This window comes from Halopseudomonas sp. T1L2, assembly GCF_055397385.1.
This window is the reverse complement of record NZ_AP040865.1, coordinates 932513-958217: the sequence shown is the minus strand read 5'-3', so window position 1 is coordinate 958217 and position 25705 is coordinate 932513. Positions and strand designations below refer to the sequence as shown.

At 60.4% G+C, this 25705-nt stretch carries 21 protein-coding genes and 1 pseudogene; 11 read left to right on the top strand and 11 right to left on the bottom strand.

Annotated features, from left to right (window positions below; all coding sequences use genetic code 11):
* Positions 1-198: 198 nt before the first annotated feature.
* The 3 genes from ACZ5WQ_RS04515 (at position 199) to ACZ5WQ_RS04505 (ending at position 4716) form a co-directional block, all read left to right on the top strand.
* Positions 199-1416, top strand: a complete 1218-nt coding sequence (locus ACZ5WQ_RS04515) for a serine hydrolase domain-containing protein (RefSeq protein WP_464383241.1) — start codon at positions 199-201, stop codon at positions 1414-1416.
* Positions 1417-1850: 434 nt separating this feature from the next.
* Positions 1851-2897 carry a DUF2817 domain-containing protein gene (locus ACZ5WQ_RS04510; RefSeq protein ID WP_233049598.1) on the top strand — a complete coding sequence of 349 codons (1047 nt, stop codon included), beginning with the start codon at positions 1851-1853 and terminating at the stop codon, positions 2895-2897.
* 73 nt (positions 2898-2970) lie between these two features.
* Entirely contained in the window at positions 2971-4716 is a 1746-nt protein-coding gene (locus tag ACZ5WQ_RS04505; protein ID WP_464383240.1) for an alkaline phosphatase D family protein, read from the top strand.
* Between the two features lie 3 nt (positions 4717-4719).
* Here ACZ5WQ_RS04505 and arfB read toward each other — a convergent pair whose 3' ends face one another.
* From arfB to ACZ5WQ_RS04490, 3 genes are all read right to left on the bottom strand, one after another.
* Complete coding sequence (gene arfB / locus ACZ5WQ_RS04500; protein ID WP_088277890.1) at positions 4720-5133, bottom strand: alternative ribosome rescue aminoacyl-tRNA hydrolase ArfB; 414 nt, start codon at positions 5131-5133, stop codon at positions 4720-4722.
* Positions 5134-5230: 97 nt separating this feature from the next.
* Positions 5231-5941 (bottom strand): type 1 glutamine amidotransferase, encoded by a 711-nt coding sequence (locus ACZ5WQ_RS04495; RefSeq protein ID WP_285676477.1) that lies wholly within the window; start codon positions 5939-5941, stop codon positions 5231-5233.
* Positions 5942-5955: 14 nt separating this feature from the next.
* Positions 5956-6990 carry an Lnb N-terminal periplasmic domain-containing protein gene (locus ACZ5WQ_RS04490; protein ID WP_464383239.1) on the bottom strand — a complete coding sequence of 345 codons (1035 nt, stop codon included), beginning with the start codon at positions 6988-6990 and terminating at the stop codon, positions 5956-5958.
* A 123-nt stretch (positions 6991-7113) separates the two neighbouring features.
* Between ACZ5WQ_RS04490 and ACZ5WQ_RS04485 the strand changes: the two genes are divergently transcribed.
* The 4 genes from ACZ5WQ_RS04485 (at position 7114) to ACZ5WQ_RS04470 (ending at position 13233) form a co-directional block, all read left to right on the top strand.
* Positions 7114-8088 carry a hypothetical protein gene (locus ACZ5WQ_RS04485; RefSeq protein WP_464383238.1) on the top strand — a complete coding sequence of 325 codons (975 nt, stop codon included), beginning with the start codon at positions 7114-7116 and terminating at the stop codon, positions 8086-8088.
* Positions 8089-8169: 81 nt separating this feature from the next.
* The gene (locus tag ACZ5WQ_RS04480; protein ID WP_464383237.1) at positions 8170-10335 is read left to right on the top strand and encodes a sensor histidine kinase; all 2166 of its coding nucleotides are present in this window, start codon (positions 8170-8172) and stop codon (positions 10333-10335) included.
* A complete protein-coding gene (locus tag ACZ5WQ_RS04475; RefSeq protein WP_233049593.1) occupies positions 10332-10763 on the top strand; it encodes a response regulator in 432 nt (143 codons plus the stop codon). Before ACZ5WQ_RS04480 ends, ACZ5WQ_RS04475 begins: the two co-directional genes overlap by 4 nt.
* A gap of 13 nt (positions 10764-10776) precedes the next feature.
* Entirely contained in the window at positions 10777-13233 is a 2457-nt protein-coding gene (locus ACZ5WQ_RS04470) for an EAL domain-containing protein (protein WP_269687402.1), read from the top strand.
* Between the two features lie 21 nt (positions 13234-13254).
* Here the strand turns inward: ACZ5WQ_RS04470 and ACZ5WQ_RS04465 are convergent, their stop codons facing one another.
* A complete protein-coding gene (locus ACZ5WQ_RS04465) occupies positions 13255-13416 on the bottom strand; it encodes a hypothetical protein (protein WP_464383236.1) in 162 nt (53 codons plus the stop codon).
* 106 nt (positions 13417-13522) lie between these two features.
* Complete coding sequence (locus ACZ5WQ_RS04460; protein WP_464383235.1) at positions 13523-15649, bottom strand: TonB-dependent receptor family protein; 2127 nt, start codon at positions 15647-15649, stop codon at positions 13523-13525.
* A 336-nt stretch (positions 15650-15985) separates the two neighbouring features.
* On the opposite strand from ACZ5WQ_RS04460, the gene ACZ5WQ_RS04455 reads away from it, so the two are divergent.
* From ACZ5WQ_RS04455 to ACZ5WQ_RS04445, 3 genes are all read left to right on the top strand, one after another.
* Positions 15986-16906: an MBL fold metallo-hydrolase gene (locus ACZ5WQ_RS04455; RefSeq protein WP_464383234.1), complete on the top strand. Its 921-nt coding sequence runs from the start codon at positions 15986-15988 to the stop codon at positions 16904-16906.
* Between the two features lie 114 nt (positions 16907-17020).
* Entirely contained in the window at positions 17021-18112 is a 1092-nt protein-coding gene (locus ACZ5WQ_RS04450; protein WP_464383233.1) for a helix-turn-helix domain-containing protein, read from the top strand.
* Positions 18045-19367, top strand: a complete 1323-nt coding sequence (locus ACZ5WQ_RS04445; RefSeq protein ID WP_269687407.1) for an amidohydrolase — start codon at positions 18045-18047, stop codon at positions 19365-19367. Before ACZ5WQ_RS04450 ends, ACZ5WQ_RS04445 begins: the two co-directional genes overlap by 68 nt.
* A 60-nt stretch (positions 19368-19427) precedes the next feature.
* On the opposite strand, the gene ACZ5WQ_RS04440 is transcribed toward ACZ5WQ_RS04445, so the two are convergent.
* Entirely contained in the window at positions 19428-21158 is a 1731-nt protein-coding gene (locus ACZ5WQ_RS04440) for an N-acyl-D-amino-acid deacylase family protein (RefSeq protein ID WP_464383232.1), read from the bottom strand.
* Positions 21159-21278: 120 nt separating this feature from the next.
* On the opposite strand from ACZ5WQ_RS04440, the gene ACZ5WQ_RS04435 reads away from it, so the two are divergent.
* Positions 21279-22298 (top strand): AraC family transcriptional regulator, encoded by a 1020-nt coding sequence (locus tag ACZ5WQ_RS04435; RefSeq protein ID WP_464383231.1) that lies wholly within the window; start codon positions 21279-21281, stop codon positions 22296-22298.
* A gap of 26 nt (positions 22299-22324) precedes the next feature.
* On the opposite strand, the pseudogene ACZ5WQ_RS04430 reads toward ACZ5WQ_RS04435, so the two are convergent.
* The 5 genes and pseudogenes from ACZ5WQ_RS04430 to ACZ5WQ_RS04410 form a co-directional block, all read right to left on the bottom strand.
* Positions 22325-22437: pseudogene (locus ACZ5WQ_RS04430) on the bottom strand (DUF1348 domain-containing protein); the annotation flags it as partial.
* A gap of 55 nt (positions 22438-22492) precedes the next feature.
* Positions 22493-23470: a pyridoxamine 5'-phosphate oxidase family protein gene (locus ACZ5WQ_RS04425; protein ID WP_464383230.1), complete on the bottom strand. Its 978-nt coding sequence runs from the start codon at positions 23468-23470 to the stop codon at positions 22493-22495.
* Between the two features lie 25 nt (positions 23471-23495).
* Positions 23496-24125 (bottom strand): glutathione S-transferase family protein, encoded by a 630-nt coding sequence (locus ACZ5WQ_RS04420; RefSeq protein ID WP_464383229.1) that lies wholly within the window; start codon positions 24123-24125, stop codon positions 23496-23498.
* A gap of 136 nt (positions 24126-24261) precedes the next feature.
* Complete coding sequence (locus ACZ5WQ_RS04415) at positions 24262-25167, bottom strand: LysR family transcriptional regulator (protein ID WP_285676489.1); 906 nt, start codon at positions 25165-25167, stop codon at positions 24262-24264.
* On the bottom strand, positions 25167-25682 hold the full coding sequence (locus ACZ5WQ_RS04410; RefSeq protein ID WP_464383228.1) for a LysR substrate-binding domain-containing protein: 516 nt from the start codon (positions 25680-25682) through the stop codon (positions 25167-25169). The genes ACZ5WQ_RS04415 and ACZ5WQ_RS04410 overlap by 1 nt, the downstream gene beginning before the upstream one ends.
* Positions 25683-25705 lie beyond the last annotated feature (23 nt).

Here is a 25705-nt window from a genome sequence, read left to right as displayed (position 1 = left end):
CAATCCTCATGCTGCTCCGGAGCGCGTTTTTTACTCCGCGCCGCGTCGCCGCACAAGAGCCCGGAGACAGCGCCCCGAACTTTATTTTGTAACCACCATCACGACGCTGGATGGCAGACCATTTGGCCGCCGCAGCGCTTTCTGCTTCGCCGCCGGACAGGCTACTATCGACGGCTCACGAACAAGACGGATAGATCCATGGCAAACAGCAACTGCATCGCCGGCGTTGACCTGGAACGGCTCTCGCGCATCGGCACTCACCTGCAATCGGCCTATATTGACGCAGGCAAGCTGCCCGGCGCTCTGACTCTGGTGGCGCGCCGTGGCCAGGTTGTCTATTGCGAAGCACAAGGGCTGAGAGACGTAGAGCGCGGCCTGCCGGTCGAGCGCGATACGCTGTTCCGCATCTACTCGATGACCAAGCCGGTCACCTCTGTTGCCCTGATGCAGCTGTACGAACAAGGTCGCTTTCTGCTGGATGACCCGGTCCACAAGTACATCCCCAGCTGGAGCAACCTGCGCGTCTACAAGACCGGCAGCCATCCGCACATTCTGACCACGCCCTGCGAGCGCCCCATGACCATCCGTGACCTGCTGACCCACCAGTCCGGTCTGACCTATGGCTTCATGAATCGCACCAACGTCGACGCCGCCTACCGGGCGCTCAAACTCGATGGCGGCCCCGGCCTGACCCTCGACCGTCTGATCGACGAACTGTCACGACTGCCGCTTGAGTTCTCGCCCGGCACCGCCTGGAACTACTCGGTGGCGACAGACGTCTGCGGTTATCTGGTGCAAGTACTGTCGGGCTTGAGCCTGGACGACTACTTCAAGCGCCATATCTTCGATCCTCTGGAGATGACCGACACCTTCTTCACCGTCCCGGCCGACCGCATCCCGCGCTTCGCCGCCTGTTATCAGTTCCAGCCCGGTGGCAGCTTCAGTCTGCAGGACGATCCGCAGGACTCCAGTTTCACCAAAGCCCACGGCTTTCTCTCCGGCGGCGGCGGTCTGGTCTCGACCATCGACGACTACTTCCGCTTTGCCCAGGCACTGGCCAACGGTGGTGAACTGAACGGCGCCCGCATCATCGGCCGCAAGACGCTCGAGTTCATGCGCATGAACCACCTGCCCGGCAACCAGGACCTGCCCGGGGTATCCGTCGGCTCCTTCAGCGAAACACCCTACGACGGCAGCGGCTTCGGCCTCGGCTTCTCGGTCAAGATTGACGTCGCCAAGTCGCAGACCAACGGCTCCATCGGCGAATACGGCTGGGGCGGCATGGCCAGCACCAACTTCTTCGTCGACCCGGTTGAGGATCTGTTGATGGTGTTTATGACCCAGCTGATTCCGTCGTCGAGTTATCCGGTAAGGCAGGAGTTGCGGGCGATCATCAATGGCGCGTTGGTGGATTGAGGTTTGCAGGCTGCTTTGCCGTATGGCACCGGCGCCGCTGGATAGTCTCAACCCATTGCAGTTCGTCGTTAAGGCTGATTGCCAAGCTGGCAGGTGATTCGTTTTCGCCTTTACAGCGAGCCAGGGGAAATACTTGCCCATTTTCCCTAACGACCCCCAGCGCACCCCGGCCGCGCGACCCTTCGGGTCTGCTGCGTTGATCAGGCCAGCGGGGGCCGGCAGAACTCGGCTCTTCGAGCCTCAAACAGGCTGCCGTCCTCTGTCCCGCCGGCCCTGCGCTACTCGCCCACGCAAACGGGGACTTCTAGTCCGCGCTACGACATAGGTTTGCGTAGGGGCGCGGCATGCCGCGCCCGACTCACACGAACACCAATCCGTCACCCAATCGTCACACTCCCCTGCCACCATCGGGCTATCCCACGCCCGAGTGCATCATGAGCGACGCGCAACACCTGATTCAACGTCACCTCCCAGAGCACACCCAGCTCGAAGCCTTGTTGCATCAGGCGGCACGTCATCTGCGCGTTACCACCCCACTCAAGGTGCCTGTCAACGGTCTGGATATCCCAATCCGGGTGATTGAACTCGGCAGCCGCTCACCGCAGGCGCCGGTTATCGGCTTTTTTGGCGGCGTACACGGGGTTGAACGGATCGGCACGCAGGTGCTCATTTCCTGGCTGCACAGTCTGGTCAACCGGCTGGACTGGGACGATCAGCTGCGCGAGCAGCTTGAGCGCGTGCGGCTGCTGTTCATGCCGATGATCAACCCCGGCGGGATCTGGCATCACCGGCGCAGCAACCTCAATGGGGTGGATTTGATGCGTAACGCGCCAGTGGATGCGATGGGGCCGGTACCCTGGCTGGTAAGCGGGCATCGCATCAGCAGACGTCTGCCGTGGTATCGCGGCAAACTGGGCGCCCCGATGGAAGCCGAGTCGGCGGCGGTGGTCAGCGTCGTGCAGCAACGGTTGCTGTCAGCCCCCTTCGCAATGAGTGTCGACTGCCACAGCGGCTTCGGTCGCCGCGACCGGCTCTGGTGCAGTTACGCACGCAGCCACAAGCCGATTGAGCACATCGCCGAGGTGCTGAGCCTCAAGCAGCTGTTCGAGCAGACCTACCCGCACCACCACCCGTATATCATCGAGCCGCAGTCGATCAACTACACCACCCACGGCGACCTCTGGGACTACCTCTACGACCACGGTCTGGAACACCACCCACAAAACCTGTTCCTGCCCTTTACCCTGGAAATGGGCTCCTGGCTGTGGGTGCGCAAGAATCCCCGGCAGATGTTCGACTACTTCGGCTACTTCAACCCGGTCATCAGCCATCGAAAACGCCGGGTCCTGCGCCAGCATCTGCCACTATTCGAGTTTCTTACCAACGCCACCCGCTGCTGGCAAAACTGGATTCCAGCTGCTCGGAACCGCGATCTGCTCACCCGGCAGGCAATCGACCTGTGGTTTGTCGACAAGCCTTAACCATCCCGTCGTCAGCCTGTCACACCACACTGCCACCCTTCTGCCCCAGCCCAAACATCATCAGGAGCAGGAAATGAGCGGACTCAACCGGCGTGATTTTCTTCGTGCATCAGCGCTCGCTGTCGGCACCATCGTGGTATCCAGCGGCCTTCAAGGCTGCCTTTCCAGCAGTTCTTCAGACGACGCTGCTCGCGAGCTGAGCTTCAATCACGGCGTAGCCAGCGGGGACCCGCTCGCTGACCGCGTCATCATCTGGACCCGTGTGACTCCGCTCGATGGCCGCAGCGCCGACATCAGTGTCGGCTGGGAAATAGCGACTGACGCGGCATTCACCGACCTGGTTCACAGCGGCACAGCAACCACCGGCGCTGCGCGGGATTACACCCTGAAGGTCGATGCGCAGAACCTGTTGCCAGGTACCACCTACTACTACCGGTTCAAGGCTGCTGATGTAATCTCGCCGGTCGGCCGAATGAAAACCCTGCCGGCAGGCAGCATCGATCAGGTGCGCTTCGCGGTAATGTCCTGCTCCAACTACCCGGCCGGTTATTTCCATGTCTACGCCGCGGCAGCAGCAGAGTCAGAGCTGGACGCAGTCATTCACCTCGGCGATTACATTTACGAGTACGGCAACGGCGGCTACGCCACCGAAGACGCCGCAGCCCTTGGCCGCTTGCTGCCCGACAACAACGCTGGCGAAATCCTCACGCTGACCGACTATCGTCGCCGTTATGCGCTGTATCGCACCGACACCGACTTGCAGTCGCTGCACGCCGCTGCGCCCTTTATCGCCGTGTGGGATGACCATGAAGTGGCCAATGATACCTGGCGTGACGGCGCAGAAAACCACAACGAGGGAGAAGGCGACTTTACCGCCCGCAAGCTGGCGGCCCTGCAGGCTTATTTTGAATGGATGCCGGTGCGCCCTGCTTCGGCTAACGACGAGGAAACCATCTATCGCCGCTTCGACTTCGGCGACCTGGTCAGTCTGCATATGCTGGACACCCGGATAATCGGCCGCGATGAGCAACTGGACTACGCCAACTACATCGGCGCCAGCGGGTTTGACGCAACGGCTTTTGCAGCCGATGTCAGCGACAGCAACCGCACCCTGCTCGGCCAGACACAGCTGAACTGGCTGCAGACCCAGCTCGCGACCTCGACTGCCATCTGGCAGGTGCTGGGCCAACAGATCCTCATGGGCCGCATGCTGCTGCCGGCGGAGATGCTGACCGCGCTGCAGAGCCCGGGTTCAGGTGACCTGACCACGATGCTCACCGAGTTGGTAACCATCAAACTGCGTCGGCAGGCCGGCGATCCGACTCTGACCTCTGAAGAAATAGCGCGTATCGAGACCGTTATCCCGTACAACCTCGATGCCTGGGATGGCTATGCCTATGAGCGGGAAGTATTGCTGGGCACCGCACGCGGTCTGAACCAGAACCTGATTGTGTTGGCGGGCGACACCCACAATGCCTGGGCCAACAATCTGGCCACCCTCAGCGGCGATGCCGTCGGTGTGGAATTTGCCACCGCCTCAGTCAGCTCGCCCGGGCTCGAGGAGTATCTGGGTCTGAGCGATGCCGAAGTGCCGGGCGCCGAACAGGCGATCACGACGCTGGTCGACGGTCTGGAATACCTGAATGCCAATCAGCGCGGATATCTGGTCGTCACCTTCACCACCAATGATGCAGTCGCAGACTGGCGCTTCGTGGATACAGTGAAGTCGTCAACCTGGAATCTGGACACTGGCCGGGCCAAAAGCCTGCGCACCTTGCCGGGCGCTGCAAACCGGGTTCTGGTGCCGACGCTCAGCTGAAAATCAGATGTCGACCCTGCCGCGCAGCTGCTTGGTCTGACCGCGCTTGACCTTGCCTTCTACCCGTTTGACCTGCGAACTGCGGGTCGGACGGGTCGGGCGGCGCTTCTTCTGCACTACGCCGGCAGCCAGAATCAGCTCGCGCAGCCGGTTGATGGCGTCTTCGCGGTTCATTTCCTGGGTACGGAATTGCTGAGCCTTGATGATGATCACGCCATCACTGGTAATGCGCGAGTCACGCAGCGCCAGCAAGCGCTCCTTGTAGAACAGCGGCAGGCTGGAGTTATTGATGTCGAAGCGCAGATGGATCGCGCTGGACACCTTGTTGACGTTCTGACCGCCCGCACCCTGTGCGCGCACAGCGGTCATCTCGACTTCCCAGTCGCCGAGCTGAACCTGGTTGGAGATATAAATCATGGCGCCACCGTTGGTGTATGAGCTGAAACACCGGCGCTCCCGCGCAGATGTCAACCCGCGCAGCATACGCCGATGCTGCGCGACAGGCAAAACCCTATCAACCGCGGGCTTGCTGAACGAAGTTGATAATCCAGTCGAACATCAGGTCGCTGTCGACAGCAGCGTGCAGAGACGCCTTGCCGGCGCGTACCCGAGCGGGCGGTATTGACGCCGTGCGCATATCCATCAAGGCCTCGGAATAGGCTTTTTCGAACTCCGGATGGCCTTGAACACTGAGAAAGTGATCGCCGTACTGCAACAGGTAATTCGGGCAGAAATCACTGCCGGCGATAACTTGCGCATGGGGTGGCAACTCAACGACCTGGTCCTGATGACTGACGATCAGATCGATCTTGTCCTGGATCGGCTGCATCCATGGCTTGGGCTCATGGATCTGGTTAAAGGACACGCCAACGCCCCAGCCACGCTCAGACTTGCGAACCTCACCGCCCATTGCCGTGGCCATAACCTGATGCCCGAAGCAGACCCCAATCAGCGGTTTGCGCTCGCGCCACAGAGTGGCGATAAAACCTTCAAGTGAGCGAATCCAGTCCAGCTGCTCGTAGACGCCATGCTTGCTGCCGCTGATCACATACAGATCGCACTCATGCGGATCGCCGGGCAACTCACCCTTGTGGGCCGGGTAGATACGGTAGTCCATCTGCGGCAGACGCTTGCGCAGTGCCAGTTCGAACATCTCCGGGTAGTTTCCGTGCGCGGGCAGCAGGAGCTCGTTCACATCATCACACTGCAACAGACCTACTTTCATGCTAATTCCTTCCATCAAAACGGCGCCGTCACGCCAGCAGCTTGATCATGGCGTCCTGCCTTGTACTCATCCTCACAGCCCGGCACGCCCTTGCGGATGCAGGCTGAGAAATCCTCGTCTCCAGTCACCGCCCTTGCCCTTTCTGTTATTCGCCCGAGCCGCTTTAACTCGGCCAGCGAATAACCGGGCTGCAAGCCACCCTGATGGTATACGTAGTTGTCCAGAAAACCACTGAGCAGCAAGCGGATATCCGAACGCAGATCAGGACGAATGCGTTGCATCAGCCGGAAGACAACGTTGGTGCAGTTGGCGTGCAGCGTGTGATAGAAGCGCGGCGACACCGCCAGCCGATTGGCAACCTCGACGTAGCCCAGCAGCAACGCGCGGCCGGCGGCAGGTGTCAATCGGGTGCGATACAGGTACATATCCTCATCCCGGTGGTTGGTGCGTACCTTGACGATATCCTGCTCTTCACTGGCGACGATGTTGAGTTCGAAGTGTTTGAAGAAGCCTGCAATCGCCGAGTAATCACCACCGCGGGCGCGGCGAATTTCGACCGACCAGGTCGAATATCGGCCATCGGCAAACCCGAAGGAAACCAGCATATGCGCGATTGAGCGATGGCCCCAGAATGACAGAAACATGTCTACCGATTGCAGCGTCGAAAGCGCGTATTCACGACTCTGCCAGCGGATATCGTAATCGTCGGCACTGCGCCACTCGAAGCAACGCACCCGCTGCAATCGCAGAACGTCCCCGTCGACAGTCCCAGTGGTCGTATAGGCCATATCGTCCGCCCAGTCACAGTTGCCTTTGGGCAGCACGCCTCGCCACCACAGCAGCAAGGGGCTAAAGGCAGCCAGGAAGCACAGCAGCGCGTCAATCGCCTCGCCGCGTGAGGTCAGACTAAGCACCAGCGTCATGACCAGCACCCAGCAACCGAGTGGCAGATAGCGCAACCACAGACGACGCGGACGATGGAACCACAGCGCAGGGATCGCCCAAAGCGATACCAGCACCACCATCAAAGCCTGCACTGTCTCCAGCATGACGCCTCCCCAACGGATCGCCGTTGAATACAGCGCCCTACAGGTGCGAAGTCTACACCCTTGGCGCCCCGGTGCCATCTGCCAGAGAGGCTATACTGCAGCCAAGGGGAAAGGAGAAACAGCATGGGCAAACAGATCTTTGCATTGATGTTGCTGTTAACCGCCGGCGTGACCGGTGCAGACGAAACGAATGATTCCGATCTCTCCCCTTGGGCGATCGATACCATTACCCCGATCCACGACAGCGTGACGCGCTGGGTCGACAATACCGCCCGCAACATCGACGGTTTTTTTGGCACCATCGACAGCGACAGCGTCGACAACGAGTCCTACCTGCGCCTGAGTACCGACTTCGACTGGGCCGAATCCGAAGAGTTTGATATCGACCCCGGCATCCGCTTCAAACTCGATGTACCAACCACAGAAGAGCGGCTGCGGCTGATTATCGAGAGTGATCCCGAGGAGAGCCGAGGCACCCTTGAAGAACAAGGCGCCGAACGGCTGCGTAATGACACCGATGGCCTTGGCGATACCGTCGCTGGCCTGAGCAGACTGGGCAGCCGCGACAAACGCGAAGGCTGGCACACCCGTGTTGGCGCGGGGGTAAAACTGCACTGGCCGGTCAATCCGTACCTGCGCTACAGCGCTGAGCGGCTCTGGCAGCTGGGCGACAGCCCGTGGCAGCTGTCCAGCTACAATCGCGCCTCCTGGTTCGAGCATGACGGCTACTCTGCTCGCTCGCGCTGGGACGTTGGCCGACCACTGGACAGCACCCGGCACCTGCGCTTTGTCAGCCAGCTGCAATGGCAGGAGGATTACGACCAACTTGAATTCTCGCAGAGTGCGCAACTCAACAAGGTACTGGGCAAACGCAGTGCCATTCGCTACTCGGCGGTCATAGTCGGCGGCAGCTCCTCAAACCCAAGGGTCAACGACTATTACCTGCAGGCCGACTATCGGCGCGACATCCATCGCCAGTACCTCTACTGGGATATTGTGCCCGCGCTGCACTTCCCGCGTGAAGCCGATTTCAAGCCGCGCTGGGCCATCAGTCTGCGACTGGAAATGTTGTTCAGGGCGCAACTGACGCGCGAGTGAGATGCAGGATTACGGGCGTAACCTATACTGACCCGGTGATCGTAAAAAGCTTTACTCACGAGCATCAGGGATGAAGATACGATGCCGATCCGCATGGAACAGGGTAAATACGTACTTCAGTACTTTTTCCTTATCTGGTTGCCACTGACCCTACTGACCGTCATCGTGACCAGTGCCTTGATGCACAACCAGCGTCAGATGGCGCGGGGCACCGCGGCGATAGAGCAGCAGGCACAGGTAGAGTCCGCACAGAGTCTGCTGAGTAGTCGGTTGTCCCGCATTCAGGCCGATGCCCTTTACCTCGCCGGCCAGCTCGCCTTGATGCAATCGGACGAACAGGCAACGTCAACTTTTGAGACCTTCCAGCGATACCACCCGCAGTACTACCAGATCCGCCTGCTGGACCTGAACGGACACGAACACATACGCGTGGAGCTGACCGACGGGCAGCCTTTGGCTCTGCCGTCGACACGCCTGCAGGACAAAAGTCAACGCTACTATGTTCAGCTCGGTCTGCAGCAGCCAGTGGGCAGCGTTTACCTGTCTCCGTTCGACCTCAATATGGAAAACGGCGAAATCGAGCGCCCATTTCAACCGACAATTCGCGTCGCCACCCCAATTGCCGATGCCGACGGGCAAACCAGGGGCCTGCTGGTCATCAATTACCGCGGCCAATATTTGCTCGACGCGCTGGCCTCGCTAGACAAGCCCAATAAGGCGGCACTCTGGCTGGTGAACGCCAACGGTTACTGGCTAAAGGCAAGCGATCCCGCAATAACATGGGGGTTCATGCTGCCGGAACGTAGTAGCGCCAACCTGTCACAGCAGCACGTGTCCCTGTGGAGCCAGATGATACGGGAAGACAACGATGGCAGTGCCGTGTCCGACGATGCCATGTACCGCTTCGTCAGCGTCGACTTCGACCCCCGCAACGATATCCCCCTGAGTCAGTCGCTAGGCAAGCTGTACATTGTCTCCGAGCTCGCTAATAAACAGCTATTGGGCACCAGCCAGAACGCCGGCCGGATTTTCTGGCAGGCTGCAGCCCTCGTCATCCTCTTGTTCGCCATGCTCTCGCTGCTGCTGGCCCGTGCCATCGCCCAGCGCCGAGCCACTGAACAAAGTATGGCAAGTAATGAAAAGATGTTTCGCGCGATGATTGAAGCGGCACCGGATGCCATCATCATCACCGATACCGACGGCAATATCACCCTGGCAAACGAGCAGACTACTGTCATGTTCGACTATGCGGAGCAGGAACTGGTTGGCCAGAAAGTGGAAGTGCTTATTCCGACAAACCTTGCCGAGCGCCACGTACAGCACCGCAGTGGCTACATGATGGAGCCCAAATCCCGTCCGATGGGCCTGGGGCTCAGTTTGTATGCACGACGTAAGGATGGAAGCCATTTGCCCGTTGAAATCAGCCTGAGCTCTATTCAAACAGCCGATAGCAAGCTGGTTTTCTGCGCCATTCGGGACGCTACCGAACGCCGCACCACCGAACGCAAGATCCGCCAGCTTAACGAAAGCCTGGCCCAACAGAACAACGAACTGCAGGCCGTTAACAGTGAACTGGAAGCTTTCAGCTACTCGGTATCCCACGACTTACGCGCGCCACTCAGGGCGATCGACGGTTTTAGCAAGATTCTCCAAAGTAGCCTTGAAGGCAAACTCGACGCCCAGGAAACCGACTACTTCAATCGGATCCGCAAGGCTGCGCAGAACATGAGCCGCCTGATCGATGACCTTCTGATGCTGGCCCGAGTAACGCGCGCCGAGGTCAAGCTTGCCAGCCTCGACCTGAGTCGCACTGCTGCAGCAATAGCCGAGCGGCTGCAAGAAAGCCAGCCGGAGCGCCGGATTGACGTGCAGATAGAACCGAACATCAGAGTTCAGGCAGATCCAGCGCTACTCGGTGTAGCGCTGGATAATCTCCTCGGTAACGCGTTCAAGTTCACCGGCAATACCGCAGAGCCGCGAATCGAGATCGGCCGTATCGACGACCCTGAAGGCGACGTGGTGTTCGTACGCGACAATGGCGTCGGGTTTGACATGAGCTATGCTGACAAACTATTCACGCCGTTTCAGCGCCTGCACAGCGCAAGCGCATTTCCCGGGACCGGAATCGGTCTGGCCTCTATCGCGCGGGTCATGAACAAGTTGGGTGGCAGTATCTGGGCCGAATCCAGCGAGGGCCACGGAGCGACATTCTATATACGATTCAAACGCGCAAGGAGCGAGCAATGATGGAAAAGCCGATATTGCTTGTGGAGGACAATCAGGACGATGTGGCCTTGATGCTGCATGCTCTGCACAACAACCGTATCCGGACGCCAGTGGTCGTTGCAGAGGATGGCGAGCAGGCACTGGCGAAGCTTTTTGGCGCGCAGAATGCTCAAGTACAGCTTGCGCCTGCACTGATCTTGCTTGACCTCAACTTGCCCAAGCTCAATGGGCTGGATGTCCTGCGCGAACTGCGTTCCAACGACAGCACGCGTATGGTCCCGGTGGTAATTCTGACTTCTTCACTGGAGGAAAGCGATCGCTTGCAGGCCTATCAATCGGGTGCCAACAGTTACGTTCGCAAACCGGTGGACTTTGAAGAATTTATCGCTGTCGCCCAGCAGTTGGGCAGCTATTGGCTTGGCCTCAATCAACCCGCAATGGACACCTGATCGGAGCGCTATCATGGGTGGAGACGTAACAGGCAGCCGCTGGAAGGTCCTGATGCTGGAGGACAATGAAGACGATGCTCTGCTAATCGTCCATCACATGCAAACGCATGGCATTGTTCTTGAGTGGGACCGTATAGAGTCCGAACCAGAACTGCGCCAGCGCCTGGCATCCGAACAGTGGGACGTAGTGCTGTCCGACCACAGTATGCCGCTGTTTGACGGTGTCACTGCCCTGCGCATAGTGCGCGAACTTGATCCAGACATACCTTTTGTATTCGTATCCGGCACCTTGGGTGAAAAAGCCGCAGTCGCCGCAATCAAGGCCGGCGCCCAGGACTTTATCGGCAAGCACGACCTCACGCGCCTGGCGCCCTCGGTAGAACGGGCCATCACCGAACAGGCCCTGCAGAAAAAACATCGTATTGCGCAAGACGGACTGCGCAAACTGTCCCAGGCGGTAGAACAGGCTGCAGACAGTATTTTCATCACCAGCCGTGACGGCCAGTTCGAATATGTAAACCCCGCTTTCGAGCACATGACAGGCTACACCGCCGAAAGTACCCAGGGGCAGACACCTGATCTGCTCAAATCAGCCGATCAGGACCCATCCGCCTATGCCGAGTTGTGGAATACCATCCTAAGTAAACAGGTGTATCGGGGCACGCTCATCAACCGCAAGAAAAGCGGCGAGGCGTTCTTCGAGGAAAAGGTAATAACCCCTCTAGTCAACCCCGCCGGGCAGATAACTCATTTCGTATCCACTGGCCGCGACATTACCGAGCGCGTGCTCGCCGAAGAGGACCGCTCCCGCCTTAACGCCATTCTTGAAGCGACCACTGACATAGTTGCCGTAGCCGATGCCAGTGGCGAGGTGCTCTATCTCAACAAGGCTGGCCACGCGCTGCTGGCCAGATCGCTGAGCCTGCCTGACGTCGCGACCGGTGAAGCAAAAACTCACAATGCCCTTAACGCAGCAAAAGTACTGATTCGTGGAGCCCTCGCCCAGGCCGAAAAGCACGGAGTCTGGGAACGCGAGTCAGTGCTTCAGGATAGTGCCGGGCAACAGATTTACCTGCACCAGGTTGTCATGTCGCATCGTGATCAGAACGGGCGTATTGCCTACTACTCGACCATCGCCCGCAATATCAGCGAGCGTAAGCAATTCGAGGCTCAACTTCAGCATCAGGCGACACATGACTTGCTGACCGGGCTGGCCAACCGGGTTCTGCTGGCCGAACAGTTGCAAACGGAAATCCAGCGCTCAGCACGGCTCAATCACCTCACAGCTGTCATCTTTCTGGACATGGACAACTTCAAGCGGGTCAACGATAGTCTTGGCCACAGCATCGGTGATCAACTCCTGCAGCAGGTAGGTGTTCGGCTTGGCCGGCACATTCGGTCAAACGATATTCTTGCCCGCTATGGCGGTGATGAGTTTGTCATCGTAGCTAACGACCTGAACGACGCAGACACCATCACCAGCATACTCGACAAGGTAAAAAGGGCTTTTGAACAGCCGGTACGTATTGCCCGTCAGGATATCTTCGTCAGCTTCAGCGCCGGTATTGCGGTCTATCCGGACGATGGCGATGACGTCGAAACCCTGCTGCGCAATGCCGACTCCGCGATGTATCAAAGCAAGGCGCTCGGTGGACGCTCTTTCCGCTTTTATGCACCAGCCATGAACGAGCGCCAGCAACGGCTGCTGGCACTGGAGTCAGAGCTCCACCGGGCACTGGAACGTAACGAGTTTGTACTGCACTACCAACCCCAGGCTGATCTCGAATGCGGAAAGGTAACCGGTGTTGAAGCCCTGATTCGCTGGCATCACCCCAGACACGGACTGGTTGCACCGAATGATTTCATTCCCTTGCTGGAAGAAACCGGGCTGATCGACGACGTTGGTCTGTGGGTTCTGCGCCAGGCCTGCCAGGACATGCTCCGCCTTGCAGCAGAGCTCGGACAGGCGCCACGGGTGTCGGTCAACCTGTCAGCGCGCCAGTTTTCCTCTCAGCGCCTTGCCGAGCAGGTAGCGGCGGTGCTGCGCGATACCGGGCTGCCGGCAGAGCAACTCGAGCTGGAAATCACTGAACAGATGCTGATCAATGACCTTGAGTCTTCCCGCTCCACACTCGGGGCGCTCAGGGATCTTGGCGTTACTGTAGCCATTGACGACTTTGGTACAGGCTACTGCTCGCTGGCCTACCTCAAACGTCTGCCACTGCATGTCTTGAAGATAGACCGCACCTTCGTATCGGGGCTGCCGGATGACCTCAACGATCTTGCTATTGTCGAAGCCATCACCCTGCTTGCCCACAAGCTGGACCTGCAGGTCATCGCCGAGGGCGTAGAGACAGCGGCGCAGCTCGAAACTCTGCGCGCGCTGGGCTGTGACATGGTACAGGGCTACTATCTGAGCAAACCCGTCCCCCTGGACAGGCTGGAAAGTGCCGCTGCACTGACCGTCTGAGCTAGCCTCGGTAGCTCCCGCTTAGTCTTCTTCACGCAGCCGATAACAGAAATCGCCCGCATCCAGCTCATTGAGTTCCTCCCCCTCAAGCGGGCCTTCCCAACGGCTATGCGGCGGTTCAAGCTCAGGTAGCGGTGAATGTGGCAGGTTATTCTCTCCCGGGTGCTGTTGATCAAATGACATGGCGTACCTCCTGACAGAATCGACGTGTACCTGTTAATTCAGTCAAGCAAACCCTGCGTCAGGTTCCAGCCCACTGGATGAACGGTCAACAGCTCAGCCGTGGGGGTTACAGCCAGTTCCAGGACACCCCCGTGTAAACTCCAAAGCCTTCACCGGGCGTCAGGCGTGCAGCTTCCAAACCATTGTCGTTGTACCCGGGAGTCACGGTCGCAGCGTAGCGCTCGTCAGAGAGGTTGCGCAGCTCCAGCCAGGTCTGCCAGTCGCCCTTGGGCGCATCGTATCCCAAGGTAGCGCCAAAAATCGTGTAGCTATCGGCATTCCAGGAGTTGGCGTAATCCACCGGCACCTTGGATGCAAACTGGGCATTTAGCCCTACGTAAACACCGACCGGATGCTGATAGCGCAGTTCTCCCTGGTAGTAATGACGCGGCAGTCCCGGCAGCGCATTACTGCCAAAGGTGTCGTCGTCACGGTAGTGGAAATCACTGAAGGTATACGCCTGACGCAGCGCCAGCGCGCCCAGCTCGTCGCCCTGCCACAGGGTGCTGGTCAATCCCGCCTCGATACCCTGATGCACGGTCGCGCTGGCATTTGACTCGGCAAAGATGTTGGGCTCGATCTCGATGGTCAGCAGTTCGTGATTGACCCGCGAGTAGTACCAGGCCAGATCCCACAAACCGACGAGCGAATCTCCACGCGCACCCACTTCAAAGGTCGTCGCGGTCTGGTTATCCAGACTGACCGGGGTGCTTTGACGGTTGCTCCAGGGCTGGTTGCTGACTGGGAAGCGCGTCGGTGAGCCCCAGATCATCGACCACGGGTGCGGCGGCTCAACCGAACGGGACAGATTGCCGTAGACCTCGCTACCGGACTCCAGCTGATAACGCAGCCCCAGACGCGGCGCGTAGTCCCAGGTGCCTTCGTTGAGCTTCTCATCGGTGTCCGGCCAGGTCACCTCGACCTCACGCTGGGTGTAGATCAGCGCCAGTCCGCTGCTCAACCACAGGCGTGGTGCCAGCTCCAATTCGTTGCTGACGTGCAATACGTTGTCCGAGCCCTGATGGGTGTACTCGCGCATCAGCGTACCGACCGGATAGATCGTGCCGCTGGCATTAAGCAGCTGGTACGCCGTTTCCTTAGCATCGCTGCTGGGCAGATTGGTCGTGGTGCGCCAGCCAACCGTAGTGTTCGAGTTCAAGCCAAACAGTTCGTGCTCACGCTTGTAGTTCAGCGTCGCGCTGACGTCGCTGTAATCCACCCGGATGCGGTACGGGCTTTCCATCAGGTCCATCGGGTAGTGGTGATACACCAGCCCCATTTCCAGCGTGCTGACGTCATCCAGGCGCAGCGTGGTCTTGTTTGCCAGCCAGGTGCTGCCCGGCTGCTCACGCTTGGCATCACGGGCGATATTTCCGGCGTTGGCTTGAGTCGGATCATCGTCGATCTGCGACTGGGTCAGGCGGCCCGGCGTCTGATGCTCGGTCTCCCGATAACGCAGGTAGAAACGGGTTTCCAGATCCGGCGTCAGCTGCAGGCCGACGTTGGCGACCACACCCTTGCCGCTGCCGGCGGCGTGATCCTGCTGACCGTCGTAGTGCAGGTCGGTGATACCCACGTAATAATCCAGATCACCGATTACCTGACCGGATGCGATGTGGCGCTTGAGGTAACCGTCGCTGCCCGCGTCCATGCGCAGCTGCAGACGCGGCGCATCAAACCCGCTGCGGGTGATGTAATCAACCGCCCCGCCCAGTGCCAGTGCGCCGCGCTCAAAGCCGTTGGCCCCGCGCAGTACCTCGGCGCGACTGAGCCACAGGGGCTCCAGCAGCTCATACGGCGTACCGCCCGAACCGGTCAGCGGCAGGCCATCGAGCAGGATATGATTACCCGACGCATGCGCTCCCGGGCCGCGGTTGATTCCCGAGCCGCGAATACTGATCTTCACACCTTCGTTACCTGGCGACTGGGCATATACGCCCGGCTGATAGGCCAGCACATCGGCCACGCCAGCCACCCGTCCCTGTTCAACCTGCTGCATGTCGACCACATTAGTGCCGCCGGGCACCTCGCTCAGCGCTTCACGCGCTCTGGCAATCTCATCAAACGTCTCGCCGGTTACCGTCACGGCGTCCAGTTCGGTAACAGCTTGCGCCTGAGCAATTGCAGGAAAGCCCAGCAGGCAGGCCAGACACAGCGGCGCCAAACGTGACGGCGGGGTTAACAGATTGGACATGCGGCAACTCCAGCAGCAGACAGGAACAGTGCGAACGGCGCATTTTACTGGTTTCCCCTGCGCGAACAACCAAGCGCAATGCCAGCAACTGCGCCGGTTTCACACGGATCAGCCCCCTGCTGACAAGAGCCGCTGGCGAGTGCAGCGCACAACTCTCGCGGAAGCCGCATTCCAGAGCGGCCAACGGTCATCAGGGCGTTCATGCACCCCTTCGCAAGGCGGTATTCCCCGATTACCAGCGCCGCCAAACTTGACGAGGTGCGGCAGCTTGCCGTAACAAGGACATCCAACAACAATCGCCCGCCCTTGTCGCGGCAAGCCAAAATGGACGCCGACATGCCAGTTCAGGAATCCGCTCAACTCCCCGTCAGCCATCGTGACTTCGGCCGTGTCTCGGTCTATTTCGGCGAGCGCAGCGGCAAGTACCCGGACGGCAATCAGATCCTGATTCGCGGTAGCGAGGTCCGTACGGCGCTGGATACCCCGCTGGTGTCCAACCATATTGGCGCCGCCTTCGACGACAGCGAACTGGTGGTGCTCGGGCACGTTCACGAAGACCACATCGCAGGCCTGCACCGGCTGCCCAATGTGCCGGTCCATGCTCATATCAACGACTTGCCGACCGTGCAGAGCTGGGACGGCATGCTCGCTGCCTACGGAGACATGGATCCGCGCCAGGCCGCCGCGATGCGCGCCAACTTTGAGCGCAAGTTCCATTACACCCCACGCCCCGACGCCATTGGCTATGAGGACGGCACGCTCTGGGATCTGGGCAGCAACCGTATCACCGCCTTCCACCTGCCCGGCCACACCGCAGGCCATTGCGCCCTGCTGATCGAGCCCGAAGAGGTGCTGTTTATCGGTGATATCGACCTGACCGGATTCGGTCCCTACTACGGTGACGCCTGCTCCAACCTTGCGGATTTTCGTCGCAGCCTGGACGCCGTTGCGCGCATTCCCGCCAAGGTCTGGGTCACCTCGCACCATCGCGGCATCTACACCGACCGCGAACAGTTCCTGCACGATCTGGCTATTTATACTGCCAAATTGACCGAGCGCGAGAGCAAGCTGCTGACCATGCTGCGGAGCGGTCCACGCACCTTGTCCCAACTGGTTGAACAACGTCTGCTCTACCCGCCCGGATACGACGCAGCCTGGGTTAAGGGCGCGGAGCGAAGGACCATCAGCCAGCACCTCGCCGAGCTGCTGGCCGATGGTCGGCTGGTTCAGCATGAGGATCGCTACCAACTGGCCTGAACAACTCCCGCGCCAGCGGCGTCTGTGCACAGGATGGCGCGATCCGCACTTGTTTGCCTGCGTCGGGCTCGCGACACTGGACGAACCCTTTCAGCAGCCCGGTTAATCTTCGCCATGGCACAGACTGCACCCACCGCGTCCAGCGAGCACCTCGACAAGATCGTCAAGGGCCTGCGTGCCTGTGTACCGGCCAACAGCCTGGAGGCGGCGCTGCAACGCAGCCATCTGACGCTGCAGCCCCATGCCCGGCGAGTGCCGCTGGCAGCCATTCGCCAGCTGGTGACAGAGCTGGCCGAGGAACAGCAGGATCCGTGGCTGCTGGTCCGCGCCTTCAGCTATCTGAACTATTCCGAAACCTTTCTGGCAACCACCTATCTGGGCAACGCCCGCACCCTGCGTGATGCCATCAATTTGAGTCAGCGCTACTTTCAGCAAAACAGCGACCTGGCCAGTCTGGCGCTGGAGCAAAGCGGCGCACAGGCCCGAATCGTGGTAACGCCAACGCCGGAGGCAGAGGCCACCGAACAGCAGTTGCTGGCGACCCTGTATGCGCTGCTGCGCATCTGCCAGGGGCTGGGCTTGCAGCAGGCCGGCGCGGCCATGGCCGGTTTCTCTGACGCCGCGTGTGAAGCCTGCCGGCGTCTGCTGCGTGTCCCGGTGGAGCTCCTCGCAGATGCCAAACGTCTTGAACTCCGGTTTCCTGCGCTAGAACTGGCCCGTGCGCTGAATACTGCGCAACCCAATATTGCGCGCCTCGCACGCAGGGAGCGTCAGCTGATTCGCTCCCATTCCGGCCACAACTGGAGCGAGTCCGTGCAATTGCTACTGACAGCGCTGCTGCCCCGCGGTGAAACCCGCCTCTCACGCTGCGCCAGCCTGCTGGCGGTGGCACCTCGTACACTGCAGCGCAGGCTGACCGCCGAGCAGCGGCCGTTCAGTGCGCTGCTGGACAGCGTTCGCCAGCAGCTATGTCTGGAGTATCTGCACAGCGGTCATGCCGATGCCACCCTTGCACTGTTACTCGGCTATCGCCAGACCAGTCAGTTCTATCGACAGTTTCGCCTGTGGTTCGGCTGCTCACCGAGCCAGCTGCGCCCACACCTTACCCCTGAAACAACCAAAACAAGAGGACGCTCCCATGCGCTGCCGCACCCTGCTTCCCGCGCTGCTTCTGCCCCTGGCTCTGGCAGCCAACGCCACGGATAACGCACTCGACGAACGCCTGGTCAGCGGCGCCGAGGCCATTGCGCCCAAAGCCATTGCCTGGCGCCATGACATTCACCAGCACCCTGAGCTGGGTAATCAGGAACACCGCACCGCTGCGCTAGTCGCCGAGCACCTGCGCAGGCTCGGCATGGACGTACAGACCGGCGTTGGAACCACCGGTGTAGTCGGCCTGCTGAAGGGCGGCAAGCCGGGGCCGGTGGTCGCCTTACGCGCCGACATGGATGCCCTGCCAGTGCTTGAGGCAACAGGTCTGCCCTTCGCATCCAACGTCCGCCAGCCGTATCTGGGTGAGGAGCGCCCGGTCATGCACGCCTGTGGCCATGATGCCCATGTTGCGATCCTGATGGCGGCCGCCGAAGTCCTCGCCAGCGTAAAGGACGAGCTGCCGGGCAGCGTGAAATTCATCTTTCAGCCTGCCGAAGAAGGCCCCAGTGACTATGCCTACGATGGCGAGCGTCACTTCGGCGCCCGACAACTGGTGGAAGCGGGTGTGATGAAGAATCCGCAGGTAAATGCCGTTTTTGGCTTGCACGTCAGCTCTGCCATGCCTACCGGCCTGATCGGCTATCGCAGCGGCCCGGTGATGGCCAGCTCAGGTGATTTGCATATCCGCGTTCAGGGCAAGCAAACCCACGGTGCCCAGCCATGGGATGGGGTCGATCCAATCGTAACCAGCGCGCAGATCATCAACGGACTGCAAACCGTTGTCAGCCGGCAGACCAATATCATGCCCGCTCCTGCGGTCGTCACCATTGGCACCATTCATGGCGGCAGCCGGCACAACATCATCCCCGAAGAGGTTGTCATGACCGGCACCGTGCGAACCTTCGGCGATGACGTCCAGCAACAGGTCAACGAGCGTATCGAGCGCACGGCAAAGGGAATTGCACAAGCGGCTGGGGCCAGCGCCGAGGTAAAAATCATCGACAATTACCTGACCACCACCAACAACCCCGCACTGACTGAGCGCATGTTGCCGACCCTGCGCCGTGCAGCACAGGGCCGGGTGGTGGTATCGCCGATGGTCACCGGCTCGGAGGACTTCTCGTTCTATGCCAACGAAGCACCGGGCCTGTTTTTCTTTCTGGGCGTCACGCCAATGGACCAGATGGGTAAGGCCGCGCCGAATCACTCGCCCGGCTTTGTGGTCGACGACGCAGCGCTGGTGACCGGCGTGCGGGCACTGAGCATGCTCGCAACCGACTACCTGCAACAGACACAGAACGATAACTGATCTGTGACTGCCCGGCGCCGGGTTATCCGGGCCGGGCAGCACGAGCTGCTGCAACCGCTCTTACCTCGCCCGCAAATAGCGGCCAAAGCCCTGAACCTTGCCCAGTTCGGCTACCGGCTCGCCCTCTTCCACTGCAACCTTGCCGTTGATCAGCACGTTGCGCACGAGGCCCGCGTTGCGGTTGACCATGCGCTCCAGCCCAAAGCCCTCCATCTCTGCCCACGTTTCGATATCCAGCGGCTGACCCAGCTGCGACGGATCCAGCACCACCACATCCGCACGGTCACCCACCCGCAGCGTGCCGGCATCGATCCCCATCCATTGGGCCTGCTCGCCGGTCAGGCGATGTACAGCTCGCTCCAGGCTCATGGCCGGGTTTCCCTCGTCGATTGACTGCTTGATCAGCTGCAGAAAGCGCAGCGACAGGTTGTAAAACGCCATATTGCGAATGTGTGCACCCGCATCCGAGAAGGTGATCAGCGTGTCGGGGTTGCTGACCATGGCCCGCAGCCGGTCAACCCGGTGGTTGCCGATGATGGTGAACCAGCGCAGCTTGCGGCCGTATTCGACCATCAGATCGAGGAACAGGTCGACTACGTGCATCCCCTTCTCATTAGCAATGTCGGCGAAGTCTCGCCCCACGTAACGCTTTTCGGGGCAATCAAGAATAATGGCGTCGCCAAAGTCACGCTGCCAGACGCGCGGCGAGAACTTCTCCGAATAGAACCTGCGAAATTTGCGCCGGTAGGCCTCGTCCTTGAACAGCGCGTTCTGCTCGACCTCGGTCTTCAGGTTACGCGCCATTTCGCCGGCACCAAACTCCTCGAACACCACATGGTCAATGCCATCGGCATAAATCGCAAAGGGTGTCGGCAACACCTGCCAGCGAAAATCGCCGCCCAGCAAATTGGTTACCCGCGCCGCCAGTTTGGCCATCGGCGCAACCGTCTTGTTGCCCTTGAGGTCAAGCATGGAAATCAGTGTGGTTTTCAGCGGCTTGCGCAGCACGCCCAGCGCCTCGCCCAGGTACTGAAAAATTTGCAGCGGGTTGGCAGCATTCGGCGCGCCCTGATGGACTCGACCACGGCGTCGCAGATGCTCGTTCAACCGTTTCACCTCACTCCAGCGAGCATAGGTGCTGGGCAGACTCTTGGACCACTCGCGGTCACCGTCGATCTTGTCCCACTTCAAGCACATGCTCGAGAGACCGAGAAAGCCCTCGTCCAGCGCTTCTTCCAGCAACGACTCCATCTGCAGCAACTCCGCCTCGGTGGGTCTGACGGCGCGATCGGTGGAACGGTGCAAGCCCATCACCGCAACCCGCAGATCACTGTGACCCAGAAAGCTGATTACGTTAGGGCCCAGTGGCTGGCGCTCAATGAAGGCTACCCACTCGGAGGGGGTGCGCCAGGTCTTGTTCTGCTGCAGGATCGGCAGGACCTTTTCACGTGGCACGGTCTCAACCCGGGTGAAAATATCCGAAGCATCTTCGGCGTCGGAACAGACCATGCTCAGTGAGCAGCTCCCTATCAGGGCCGTGGTCACGCCGTGACGCACCGATTCCGACAGACCGGGCGCAACAATCAGCTCGGCATCGTAGTGGGTGTGGGTGTCAATAAAACCTGGCGTGACCCAGCAGCCGCCAGCGTCGATCACCCGAGCGCCGGCTTCATCCAGCGGCTGTTCGGATATGTCCGCGACCACGCCATCACGAATTGCCAGGTTGCACACACGCGACGGGGCACCTGTGCCATCGAATAGCCGGCCGTTATTGATTACCACATCAAACATGGCCACACCCTCTATTGTTGTTATCAGGAGTGTCAGACTAGGCAACAGCCCGGAGCAAAACTTGACATTTTGCGACACGCCGCCAACTCTGAAACCTGGCCAATAGTGCTCCGAGGCACCGTGACAATACGATATGTTGTACGCAGCGCGGCAATCAGCGGCTTTCGCACAGAAGCCGGAGCCGCCGCCGACCTGCTCCTGCGCAAGGCGGGTATCAATCCTGCGCTGCTGGACAGCGAAGATCATCAGGTCGAGATTGAGCAATTGCAGCACTTGCTGGCCATCGCGGCTGAACACCTGCAACGCCCGGATTTCGGCATGCGGGTTGCACAGCATCAGGGCATCGACATGCTGGGCCTGCTCGGCAAGGTCCTGAGCAATGCCACCACCCTGCAGGAGGCCTTCGGCATAGCTCAGCGATACATGAGCCTGCATAGCAGCGCCGAACACTGGCAGTTGCAGACCTTCGCAGGACAGGTCCACATCATCCGCACCGAGCACAGCGCCCCAAGCCCGCATGCACGTCAGTATCACGAGATGTCCGTGGCGGCGTTTTTGCGGGTTGCACGCCTGCTACTTGGCCATGCGCAACGCCCGTTACGGGTAACCTTTGCCCATAGCCGGATCGGGGCGCTCAGACAGTATCTGAACCATTTTGGCTGTGAGGTGCTGTTCGATCAGGAACACGACAGCCTGGTGTTCCCCGAAGCGATGTTCAGTGCTGTCTTCGACAGTACGCGATCCGACGACGGCAAAGAGAGTGAGCAGTACCTGGCCAATGCCCGGGAGCGGCTGCAGACCAGTCTGGAGCTGCAGATTCGCAACCTGATTACCGAGCAGCCGGGCCTGCAGCACATCTGCATCGACACCATTGCAGCACAGCTTGGGCTGCACCCGCGGAGTCTGCAACGCCGGCTGCAAGAGGAGCAGATCCGCTTTCGTGATCTGGTACAGGATGCACGCATCCGCATGGCCTGCTGGCACCTTCAGGCCTCACGCTGTGACGTTACCAGCCTGTCAGACCGGCTTGGTTACAGTGACCTCTCCTCGTTCAGTCGCGCCTTCAAGCGACGCATCGGCGTGTCACCGGCCAAATGGCGGCAACAGTTCAGACAGGCCGCTGCCGTCACCTCTCCTTAGGGGCCACAAGCCGCTGCGTCTGGCCCCTACAAGCCCAGCTCGGACAGCCCCGGATGTTCAGCCGGCCTCGGTCCGAGAGGCCAATGGAAAGGCGCTTCTCAGGTCGGATGGGGCGCTCGTTGATACAGGCGTACCTTTTCGATTGCCGTCTCTCGGGGGGGGGGTAACGGCTGACGTTGTTCAGTACTCACCTTCTACTCCTGGGGCGTACCCGATTCATTAACAGATAGGGACTCATCGGCCCAACTGCCGGTGCGACCCAACGCCGGCGAAAAGCCCTCAAACTGCCAGCGCAAAGCCGACCCGCCCGGTCGCCAGACCGCACACTCCACCTGCAGATGCCAAAGGTGCTCAACACCTTCGTAGCGCTCGGCTTGTGGTGCGTCCCATTGCAGCTCGACCCGACCGGTAATTTGCAGCAGGTCACCACTGGCAAAGTCGACAAACAGCAACCCCGCACGCGGATTGACCAGCAGGTTGCCGAGGGTGTTGAAGAAGCGGTTGCCGGAAAACTCCGGCATGGTCAGGCGGTCTCCTGTCACTCTGACAAAACCGGGCCAGCCACCGCGATGAGACACGTCCACCGCGGCATCCTGGCCGTCGCATGGCAAGCCACTGGCGACGAAGCAGGTATCAGCAGCACTGATCAGCTCGCGCATTCGGTCAGTCAGGCTGTTGGTTACAAGGGTGCCCGCCGCCTCCGAGGCGCCAGCCTCTGCGACCAACTGACGTTGCTGGATGAACTGTGGACAATTGCCAAACGCCTGCTCGACCCGAATATCCAGCCCGTTCGAGTCAATCGCGCTTATCTGTCCTGACAAACGATTGCGCCGTCGGGTAGTCAAATCGATACCCAGCAACCCAACCGCCCCGGTCTCAAGCAATGCCCGAGCACAGGGATCCGCGCTGCTGAGCCGGGTATCCAGCCGCAGCGCCGACGGATCGGGGGACCAGGCAAAGCCCGGCGCCCCCTCCAGCATGCCAGCCCAAAGATCACCGTTGGCTGAAACCGCACCCACGACAACAAAGTTCAGCAGCGGATAGAACGCCCGATGCTGCTCAGGCAGCACCGGGCTGAGCACCCGTGGTCCGATCTCAGCCATCCGCTCGGCAACACCGAGGCGACGCTGCAATTCGCGCTCGCCTGCATGCCAAACATCTGCGTTACTCATGACGGAGCCCTCTGTGCCCAATCGCTCAGGCGCTTTGCAGGCCAATCGCGGAACGCGCCATCGGCACAAAGCCGGGCAGACTCTCAATCTGCGCAAGCCATGCTTGCACCCGCGGATACTTGCTCAGCGAAACGTTGCCTTCCGGTGCGTGCGCTACATAGCTGTACAGCGCGACGTCCGCGATGGTCACCTGCTCTCCCGCCAGGTAGCTGCTGGCAGTCAGAGCACGTTCAACCAGGCCCAGCAAATCGTGCGACGCATTGATGGTGGACTCGGCATCATAGGGTGCGCCAAACAACGTGATCAGCCTGGCGCGCGCCGGTCCAGCGGCCAGCTCGCCGGCGGCGACCGACAACCAGCGCTGCACCCGCGCGGCGCCTGCGGCATCGCCTGGCAACCAGCGACCGGAGGCATCGTACTGAGTGGCGAGGTACACCAGAATGGCGTTCGAATCGCTGAATACCTGGCCACGGTCCTCGATAACCGGCACCTGGCCGAAGGTGTTCAACGCCAGAAAGGCCGGCTGCTTGTGCGCACCGGTGGCCAGATCGACAAATACGGTTTCATGGGGAACGCGCAGCAGCGACAGCATCAGTTCAACGCGGTGCGCGTGGCCGGACAGAGGGTAACGATAGAACTTGATCGGATGTGACATGTGAGACTCCAGTATCTATGACAGGTAAAACGGGCTGCGGTGGTAGCCGCAAATGCCCGCGGGAGTCTCATCTTCTTACCTCACACAAAAGTGAGGAATAACCGGCAACAGCAATCCTTTATTGCGAAAACTGAAATTACCCTTCGTTCAATGCCGGGTGTACTCGCAAGCGCGCGACGGCCAGATCCACGAAGCTGCGGACCCGCGCAGCGGCGCGGCGACCTTCCCGGTAGACCACATGCACCGGCAATACCGGCAACTCGAATTCCTGCAGTACCGGTTGCAGCCGCCCCAGCGCCAGCGACTCATGCACCTGATAGCTCATGCAGCGCACCAGCCCCGCGTCCCGCTCGGCAGCCGCAATCGCCGCATGATTGGTTGCACAGCTCAAGCGTGGCAGCAGCGCGTAACGCTTTACCACTCCCTGCTGTACAAACTGCCATTCCGGCGTGCGCGAGTCGGCAGATGAATGCACGATTTGATGTTCAATCAACTGCTCCGGCCGCGTGGGCGTGCCATGCGCGGCAAGGTAGGCCGGACTGGCGCAGATGATGCGCCGCACATCACCGACCTTGGCAGCAAACAGTGACGAGTCGGGCAATGCCCCGACCTGCACCGCGACCTCAATTCCCTCCTCGTGCAGATTGGGCACCCGGTCCTGATACACGCCAAACACCTCGACCCGCGGATGGGCCTGAAGGTATTCCAGCAGGATGGGCGTCATCAGCGACTGCCCGAAGAGCAGCGGCATGGACACCTGCAACCGCCCCTGAGGGGACGTGTGTAAGCCGCTGGCAGAACGGTCGGCGTCAGCCACTTCCGCCAGAATACGCCGGCAGTCCGCAAGAAAGCGCTCACCAGCCTCGGTCAGGGCCACGCCCCGCGTGCTGCGCTGCAACAACTTGACGCCGATACGCTGCTCCAGCGCATCGATTGCCCGCGTGACCGTAGGGGCCGACAGATACAAGCGCCGCGCCGCCTTGGCCAGACTCATCTCGTCGGCCACCGCCTCGAACACCGTCATTTCCTGAAATCGGTCCATCAGCGCGGCCCCCTGCCCTGCAACGCGCTGTTGGCGCTCAGCTGCGCGACGCAGAAATCAACAAACTCACGTACCTTGGCCGGTATCCTCCGCCCGCCCTGGTGAACCACATGAATCGGCAGTGGCTCCAATTCATAGTCTTCCAGCAGCAGTTCCAGCGCGCCGATCCGGACCTGCTCCGCGACCTGATAGGACAGCACCCGTGTGATGCCCCAGCCCAGTTTCGCCGCGTTGATTGCGGCCTGATTGGCGGTCACCACCAGACGCGGCTCAGGGATGACCTGAATCCGCCCCGCAGGACCACGGAACTCCCACTCGGTGAGCAGCGAACTGGACGCGGACATTACCACCGAAGCGGCCTCCAGCTCGCTCGGATGCGCGGGCCGGCCATGGCGGGCCAGATATCCGGGCGACGCGCAGACGACCCGGCGCACCTCTCCCACGCGAATGCTGTTGAGATCGCCGTCGGGCAACTCACCGATCCGCACCGCCACGTCGATCCCCTCATCGAGCATGTGCACAACCCGGTCGGTAATCC